This window comes from Thermophilibacter provencensis (genome assembly GCF_030372065.1).
Taxonomy (GTDB): Bacteria; Actinomycetota; Coriobacteriia; order Coriobacteriales; family Atopobiaceae; genus Thermophilibacter; species Thermophilibacter provencensis_A.
This window is the reverse complement of record NZ_JAUDEA010000029.1, coordinates 1-8,538: the sequence shown is the minus strand read 5'-3', so window position 1 is coordinate 8,538 and position 8,538 is coordinate 1. Positions and strand designations below refer to the sequence as shown.

Annotated in this window: 6 protein-coding genes; 3 read left to right on the top strand and 3 right to left on the bottom strand. The window is 66.6% G+C overall.

Annotated elements, in window-relative coordinates; genetic code table 11:
- The first annotated feature begins 369 nt into the window (after positions 1 to 369).
- Positions 370 to 2,964, top strand: a complete 2,595-nt coding sequence (locus QUW25_RS09865) for a DEAD/DEAH box helicase (RefSeq protein WP_289512045.1) — start codon at positions 370 to 372, stop codon at positions 2,962 to 2,964.
- A gap of 170 nt (positions 2,965 to 3,134) precedes the next feature.
- Here QUW25_RS09865 and QUW25_RS09860 read toward each other — a convergent pair whose 3' ends face one another.
- From QUW25_RS09860 to QUW25_RS09850, 3 genes are all read right to left on the bottom strand, one after another.
- A complete protein-coding gene (locus tag QUW25_RS09860; protein ID WP_289512044.1) occupies positions 3,135 to 4,100 on the bottom strand; it encodes a hypothetical protein in 966 nt (321 codons plus the stop codon).
- Between the two features lie 460 nt (positions 4,101 to 4,560).
- Positions 4,561 to 5,208, bottom strand: coding sequence for a bifunctional 4-hydroxy-2-oxoglutarate aldolase/2-dehydro-3-deoxy-phosphogluconate aldolase (locus QUW25_RS09855; protein ID WP_289512043.1), 648 nt, complete (start codon positions 5,206 to 5,208; stop codon positions 4,561 to 4,563).
- Between the two features lie 24 nt (positions 5,209 to 5,232).
- Positions 5,233 to 6,273, bottom strand: coding sequence for a sugar kinase (locus QUW25_RS09850; RefSeq protein WP_289512042.1), 1,041 nt, complete (start codon positions 6,271 to 6,273; stop codon positions 5,233 to 5,235).
- A gap of 242 nt (positions 6,274 to 6,515) precedes the next feature.
- Between QUW25_RS09850 and QUW25_RS09845 the strand changes: the two genes are divergently transcribed.
- Positions 6,516 to 7,349 (top strand): gluconate 5-dehydrogenase, encoded by an 834-nt coding sequence (locus QUW25_RS09845; protein WP_289512041.1) that lies wholly within the window; start codon positions 6,516 to 6,518, stop codon positions 7,347 to 7,349.
- Positions 7,350 to 7,430: 81 nt separating this feature from the next.
- Positions 7,431 to 8,228 (top strand): hypothetical protein, encoded by a 798-nt coding sequence (locus QUW25_RS09840; RefSeq protein ID WP_289512040.1) that lies wholly within the window; start codon positions 7,431 to 7,433, stop codon positions 8,226 to 8,228.
- Positions 8,229 to 8,538 lie beyond the last annotated feature (310 nt).

The following is an 8,538-nucleotide window of genomic DNA, read 5'->3' as shown; positions in this document are numbered from 1 at the left end:
TCGTGTGCCACGGTGCCATTTTTCAGAGCGCTGAAAAGTTGGAGGCTGGCCGAGAGCAAGCCGAGAACAACTTGTGGCCGTCGCAAAACTTGAGGCCCGGGGCATGGCACCCGGGCCTCCAAGGCAAGGGAGAGAGCGACGCGCGCGGGCCCTGACCGGGGAAAGGAGGGGAGGAGCGGCGAGCCCGAGGAGTGTGTGCGAACTGCGGGTCGGTCTCTCTGTTGACCTTAGAATACGCGGCACCCACCGGCGTGGCACGAATCTGGCGCAACCGGTGGATTTTCCGACACGTTCTGCAATGACGCCCGCTCGTGCCCGCGTCTGGCACCCGCGGTAGAATGGGAGCCCACCAAAACGAGGGAGAATCGCATGCCCGTTGCACCACGCGCAGAGTCGCTCGACGAAGGCCCCAACGGCACCGGGTCGCTGGGTCGGCTCATTCCCTGGCCAGATGAGGAGACCTACCCCAACATCCCCGCCGAGGAGGCGCTCGACCTCTTCCTGGGCTGGGTGGAGTCGCGCGGAATCGAGCTCTGGCCGCACCAGGAGGAGGCGCTGCTCTCCCTGGCGGCGGGCGCCCACCTGATCCTGGGCACGCCCACGGGGTCGGGCAAGTCCATGGTGGCCCTGGGCATGTGCTTCATGAGCGTATGCACGGATCGGCGCGCCTACTACACCGCGCCCATCAAGGCGCTGGTGAGCGAGAAGTTCTTTGACCTCGTGGAGCTCTTTGGCCGCGAGAACGTGGGCATGATCACCGGCGACGCGTCAATCAACGCGGGCGCGCCCATCATCTGCTGCACCGCGGAGATCCTCGCCAACCAGGCCCTGCGAGAGGGCGAGGGCTGCGACGTGGGCTGCGTGGCCATGGACGAGTTCCACTTCTACGCGGACCCCGACCGCGGCTGGGCGTGGCAGGTGCCGCTGCTCACGCTCCCCCACGCGCAGTTTCTGCTCATGAGCGCCACGCTCGGCGACACCACCGCTATTGCCGAAGCGCTCTCCGAGCACACCGGCGGGCGCGCCGTGGACACCATCGCGGACGCGCCGCGCCCCGTGCCGCTCTCCTACGAGTTTGTGGACACGGCGCTGGAGGGAACCGTCGAGCTGGCGCTGCGCGCGGGCGAGGCGCCGCTCTACATCGTGCACTTCTCGCAAGACGCCGCCCTTGCGAGCGCGCAGAGCCTGGCCAGCTACGGCGTCTCCACCAAAGAGCAGCGCGAGGCCATAAAGGACGCCATCAAGGGCACGCGCTTCACCACCACCTTTGGCAAGACGCTGCAGCGCCTCCTGAGCTGCGGCGTGGGCGTGCACCACGCGGGCATGCTGCCACGTTATCGCCTGCTTGTGGAGAAGCTCGCGCAGCAGGGGCTCCTGCCGGTCATCTGCGGCACGGACACGCTGGGCGTGGGCATCAACGTGCCCATCCACACCGTGGTGCTCACCGCGCTCTCCAAGTTTGACGGGCGGCGCATGCGCCATCTCAACGCCCGCGAGTTCCACCAGATCGTGGGTCGCGCGGGGCGCGCCGGCTTTGACACCGAGGGCCACGTCATCGCCGAGGCCACCGAATACGACATCGAGAACGCCCGCGCGCTGCGCAAGGCGGGCGGTGACCCGAAGAAGGCGCGCAAGACCAAGACGAAGAAGCCACCCGAGGGGTTTGTCGGCTGGAACAAGCAGACCTTCGAGCGGTTGATCGCCGCCGTGCCGGAACCGCTGCGCCCGCGCATGAAGGTGACGCACTCGATGGTGCTCGCCGAGGTCGAGCAGGGCGGAGACGCCTGGGCGCGCGTGCACCGGCTCGTGGAGGAGTCCGCGCAGCCGGCCGAGGAGAAGGCCGCGCTCGCCACGCGCGCGGACGAGATCTTTGCCACGCTGCTCGACGCCGGCGTGGTCACGCGCGAGGAGCTGCCGGACGGCGGCGCGTCCTGGTCCACGACCGTGAATCTCCCGGACGACTTTGCGCTGGACCAGCCGCTCTCGCCGTTCCTGCTGGCGGCGCTGGAGCTCCTGGACCCCGAGTCCGAGACCTACGCGCTCGACGTCATCTCGATGGCCGAGGCAACGCTCGAGGACCCGTGGCAGATCCTGCGCGCCCAGCAGCGCGTGGCGCGTGACCGCGCGATGAGCGAGATGAAGGCCGAGGGCGTCGAGTACGACGAGCGCATGGAGCGCCTGCAGGAGGTCACCTGGCCCAAGCCGCTCGAGGACCTGCTGGAGCCCGCCTTCGAGCAGTACTGCGAGCAGGTGCCGTGGGCGCGCGACTTCACGCTCTCGCCCAAGTCCGTCCTGCGCGACATGGTGGAGACCGCGAGCGACTTCAAGGAGTACGTGGGCCGCTACAACGTGGCGCGCTCCGAGGGGCTGCTCCTGCGCTATCTCTCCGAGGCGTTCCGCGCGCTCGATCGCACCGTGCCGCTGGACAAGCGCGACGAGCGGCTGCGCGACATCATCGCATGGCTGGGCCTGGTAGTGCGGACGGTGGACTCCTCGCTCGTTGACGAGTGGGCCGCCGCCGGCGAGGGCTCCTCGGAGGGGCTCGACGCGGCGCCGCCCGCCGCGGACGAGGTCGTGCGCGACCGCCGCGGCCTCACGCTGCTCGTGCGCAACGCGCTCTTCGCCCGCGTACGACTGGCCGCACACGACGATGCCGACGAGCTGGGCAAGCTCGACGCCGAGTGGGGCTGGCGCGCGCCCGTGTGGCGCCGCGCGCTGGAACGCTTCCGCGAGACACACGAGGAGATCCTGCTGGACGCGGACGCCCGCAGCGCCGCATACTTCTCGATCGACGAGAGTGACGAGCGTGGTGGTCATGTCTGGCACGTCCACCAGGTCTTCCGCGACTCCGACGACGACCGCGACTTTGGCATCTGGGGCGACGTGGACCTCGACGCCACCCAGGCCGAGGGCGCCGCGGTGTTCTCAGCGTACCGCGTGGGCTTCGTGGACGACGGGGCGTAGGCACGACGCGCACCCCTCTCGGAACGCGACTTGTCAGCAGATTTTTCGAAGACCCAGAGTATGCCCGTTTTTCGCAGGTCCCTGAACAGGGGATTTCCAAAGCCAACGGCGCTCTCTACTCAACGGGACGAAATTAATCTGCTGACAACTCGACCATCGGGTCAACCCTCCTAGAAGAGGCGCGCCCGAGGGTCGGTAAGATGTTCGTAGAGGTTGATCTGCGCAACGCGCTCGCCCGCCGTAAACGCCCTCCCCTCGATGCCAAACCTCCGCATCACCATTCGCATGAACGCCTCAAACTTGTCAAACGACGAAATCTGTCCCCAGGTTGCAGAGACCGTCTTCACGTCCATTGCCTCAAGGACGTTTCTCCGGGCCTGGGTGTGGTCGAGGCGATATCGCCCAGTGTGAAACTCATAGCTGTCGTACTCGATGTCTCCCCTCACCGAGGGAAGGTAGATGTCGCCAACCAGGTAATCGGATTCCACAATCAGCTTGAGGTCGTCATCTACGCGAATGCTTTGGTTGGCGGTGATTTCTGGCATCGACCACCCGCCGAGACGCGGCGGCAAAACGCATGCCAAGACGATGAGGATCTCCATCGGTGAGGCCGCTCCAGGCACAACATAGCACAGCGCCCGCCGAGCCTTCGCAACTCCATATGCCCCGTTTGCCGCCTCCAGAAACAATGCCATCCGCTCGGGGGTCGTCAGAGGCGCTCGCTCGCCCACGTATCCATGCCCTTCGGCCCCAATCGAAAATTTCGAACAGAGGTGGCATCCCAGCTCGACGAGCTCGAGCTGCGGGCGCACAGATGCCATCTGGAGAAAGGTGAACTCAGGAGAGCTAACGAAGTTCGCCCCGTATAGCTCGTTGAAGCTGCCAGGTGGTACGGACCCTGACCAGACGTGCGTCTTGACGCTCTTCAGAGACCGATAATCTTGTCGCGTCCCCACAAGCACGTGAAGCGGCCGTTTCGCGGAGTAGTCCACCGGCAGGCCCGCTGCGGCAACCTCCTTCATTGACGCCGTCGCATTAGCAAGATTGCGAACGGGCACGTAATCCGGCACGAGCTCGTCGCCGGTTTTCGTAAGCCAATACTGAGCGGCAGACTCGTGGCACAAATGCAGGGACATGGCTCCTCCAACCTCACGGGTGGGAGGACTATACAAGCTTCACCGACGAGCTGTCTGACAGGCGGCTTCCACGAAACCGACGGCTATCTCCACCCGCTGATAGTGGGGCCAGTTTTCCTTTCTCCAAGGGTATGGACCGCCCAAAGCATTCAGCGAATGGCCCATATCAACCCGCGAACGGCATGTATCAGCAGATTTAGTCCATGCGTGCAGTACAAAACGTAACAAACGGGCCCAAGAGCTGGCCGTTTGATGGGTAAGTGCAAGACCATACGTAGCCCTGGCTCGAAAAGCTGCTGATACCTCCAGACGTTTTGCCAAGGAGCCTGATCAAGCTGCGACAACCGCTAAGAAGACGCCCCCGCCGGCAACGTGCCGGCGGGGGCGTCTCCCGAGAAAAGAAGGAGCCGGCGTGCGCGCATGGCAGTGTTCGCGCGCCGGGTGGAACAACGCTTTGGGCCTAGCCCCTGACCTCGCGGACCGTCTGCGCGGCCTCGCGCGTGAGCTCGTACATCCGCTCGAACTCGCCCGCACGGATGAGGTCGGGCTTGACCATCCAAGTGCCGCCGCAGGCGAGAATCGCCGGGCACTCCAGGTACTCGCGGAGGTTCGCCGCAGAGACGCCGCCGGTGGGCATGAAGCGGTGGCCCACAAAGACCGAGGCCAGCGCCTTGATCGTGCCGAGCCCGCCGTACTGGGCCGCCGGGAAGAACTTGGTGACCTCAAGGCCGCGGTTCACGAGCGCCGTGACCTCGGTCGGGGTGACGCCCGCCGGCAGCACCGGCACCTCGTTCTCGAGGCACCAGTCCACGACCTCCATGTTGTAGCCCGGGCTCACGATGTAGCGCGCGCCGGCGTCCACGGCGCGACGGGCCTGCTCGAGCGTGAGCACGGTGCCGGCGCCCACCATGAGCTCCGGGCACCTCTCGCTCATCTCGCGGATGGCGTCCGCGGCGCAGGCGGTGCGGAAGGTGACCTCGGCGGAGGGCAGCCCTCCCCGCACGAGCACGTCCGCCACCGGCAGCGCATCCTCCACGCGGTCGAGCACGACCACCGGCACCACGCCGATCTTCCCGACGCTCTCGTAAAACCCGTCCATGTAGCTCATTGCGGTTCCTTTCTTCTGCCGGGGCTAGCGCGCCACGCGCAGACCGGCACCCTTTGCCGCCACGGCCTCGATCTCGGCCTCGCTCACGAAGTTGGAGTCCCCGGGGATGGTGAGCTTGAGGACGCTCGCCGCGATGGCGTACTCGCTCGCGTGGTCGAGGTCGTACCCGTGGAGCAGGGCGTGGATGAGGCCCGCACCGTAGGCGTCACCAGCAGCCACGCCCTCGAGCACGTGCACGTGGTGGACCGCCGAGAAGTGCGCCTCGCCGTCGGCGTAGACCATGCCCATCCAGTCCGAATCCTCGACCGAGCGCACGTTGCGGATGACGGAGGCCACCATCGAGCAGCCGTACTCGGCGCAGATCTGGCGCGCCATCTCAGCGTAGTCCGCGCGCTCCTCGATCCCGTTGGCGAGCGAGCCGGAGACGCAGGTCATCCCCAGTGCGGAGGGCGCGTCCTCGTCATTGGCTATACAGACGTCAACGTGGGGCAGCAGCCGGCGCATGACCTCCTGGGCGCGCTCCGGGCTCCAGAGCTTGCCGCGGTAGTTGAGGTCGCAGATGGTGACGATCCCGCGCTCGCGGCAGGCGACGAGCGCCTCCTCGCAGACGGCGGCAAGCTCCTCGGAGAGGGAGGGCGTCACGCCGGAGAAGTAGAAGACGCCCACGCCGTCGAGGATGCGGTCCCAGTCGAACGCGGAGCGCTCGGCCAGGGAGACGGCGGAGTACTTGCGGTCGTAGACGCAGCCGTTGGATCGCATGGAGGCGCCCACCTCGAAGAAGTAGCTGCCCAGACGGTCCCCGGCGCGCACCACGCGGGAGACGTCCACGCCATACGCCATGAGCGAGCGCAGCGCGCAGTCGCCGATGCGGTTGGGCGGCACCACAGAGACAAACGCCGCGGAGTCCCCCTGGAAGGCGAGCGAGAGGGCCGCGTTCGCCTCCGCGCCGCCGTAGCGCACCTCAAAGCTGGTGGCCTGCTCCAGGCGCTGGTGGTCGGGCGGAGAGAGCCTCATCATGAGCTCCCCAAAGGCAAGGACGGTCGTGCGCTCATTCAGGTCATGCATGCCGCTCAGCTCCCTCACTCGCGATTCCCTCCCCTCGGGCGCGCGTCCGAGGTGGTCTCCGTTAACTGGTTTACCAAACTTTCGCGCAGAATCATACACCAGAGCCCGCGGACGGTCGCAATACGACCGTGAAAAAATTCTCGTAACCTCGTGGTTCACGGCGATGTATTCTTGACAAAACTGGTTTACCAACCATACTGGAACCGAAGCCCGGCGGACGCCGGCGGAACCAAGGAGGAACAATGGCAGAGCAGTACGCAGACCCCAGCATCTTCAGCATGGACAGCTTCCGCCTCGACGGCAAGGTCGCGCTGGTCACCGGCGCCTCGTATGGCATCGGCTTCGCCATCGCCACCGCCCTCGCCAAGGCGGGCGCCAAGATCGCCTTCAACGACCTCAACCCCGAGAAGAAGGAGCAGGGCGAGAAGGCCTATGCCGCCGAGGGCATCGAGGCCAAGGGCTACGTGGCCGACGTCACCAACACCGAGCAGGTCGAGAACCTCGTCGCCAGCATCAAGGCCGACTTCGGCACCACGCCGGACATCCTGGTCAACAACGCCGGCATCATCAAGCGCATCCCCATGCTCGAGATGAGCGCCGAGGACTTCCGCCAGGTCGTGGACGTTGACCTCAACGCCCCGTTCATCGTCTCCAAGGCCGTGCTGCCCGGCATGATCGAGAAGGGCCACGGCAAGATCATCAACATCTGCTCGATGATGAGCGAGCTCGGCCGCGAGACCGTGGCCGGCTACGCCGCGGCCAAGGGCGGCCTCAAGATGCTCACGCGCAACATCTGCTCCGAGTTCGGCGAGCACAACATCCAGTGCAACGGCATCGGGCCGGGCTACATCGCCACGCCGCAGACCGCTCCGCTGCGCGAGGTCCAGCCCGACGGCTCCCGCCATCCGTTCGACCAGTTCATCGTCGCCAAGACGCCGGCCGCGCGCTGGGGCACCCCGATCGACCTCATGGGCACGGCGGTCTTCCTGGCCTCCGACGCCTCCAACTTCGTGAACGGCCAGGTCATCTACGTCGACGGCGGCATCCTCGCCTACATCGGCAAGCAGCCGCAGTAAGCAGCCGCCTCTCGCATCTCCCAACGCCGCAGGAACGCCAGCGTCCTGCGGCGTTTTCGTAAAAGCCGAAAGGAGCCCACGATGCCCCAGCTCACCCTCAGCCTCGTCGGCGCGGACGGCGCCGTACGCGGCACCGCGACCGGCGAGAGCCTCGTCCAGCTCGACACGCGCTACGCCGAGTACCAGCCCGGCGACGTCCTCGTCCTCACCGCGGACGAGAAGAACCTCGAGCTCGAGGTCATGCTCGACGAGTCCCTGCCCCCGAGCGTGGTCTACCTGACCGACGGCCGCCTCGAGTTCCCCATCCCCTTCGAGGCGGCGCGCGACCCCTACCCCAGCCACGCCTTCCTCGGCGACACCCACTGGGGCTACGCGCGCGTGCTCGACCCGCGCGAGCGCGCCACGTGGCGCGACCTCGCCCTCAACTCCCACGACCTTGAGGGCGCAACGGGCACCTACCCCCACGCCACCACCAACTCCGGCGCCACCAACCCGCGCTTCATCGCGCGCAACGCGATCGACGGCACCTGGCAGAGCATCCACCACGGCCGCTGGCCCTACGAGTCCTGGGGCATCAACGGCCGCGACGACGCCTGGCTCCAGGTTGACTTTGGCCGTCCGGTCCACGCCGAGGAGGCCGTGCTCGTGCTGCGCGCGGACTTCCCGCACGACACCTGGTGGCAGCAGGCCACGCTCACCTGCTCGGACGGTTACGAGACCACGGTACGCCTCGAGAAGAGCGGCCTGCCGCAGCGCTTCTCGCTTGGCGAGGGCGGGCGTAACATCGAGTGGATCCGCCTCTCCAACCTGGTGAAGGCCGACGACCCGGCCGAGTTCCCGGCCCTCACCCAGCTCATCGTCATGGGCACGCTGGACTAACTGGAGACCGCGGGGGGGCGGCCGCGTGCCGTCACGGAATCGGTGGGTTTCTCCGCTTGGGACGACCGCGCGTCCCAAAATTGGCGGCCTTCTCCACTTCAGGCAACCACCCGTCCCAGAATTGGCGACGTTCCCGCGGTTGGCGCCGAGACCGTCTCGGAATTGACGGCCTTCTCCGGGCGACGGGCCAATCGGCGCGAGAACTTCCCGGATTCTCGGACGCCCGCAAGAGAAGGCCGGCGTTTCCGAGTCGCGTCACGAAAAGTGGTGTAAGGGCCTCCCCGCGGGGGTGAGCCTCCCCGCCGATACT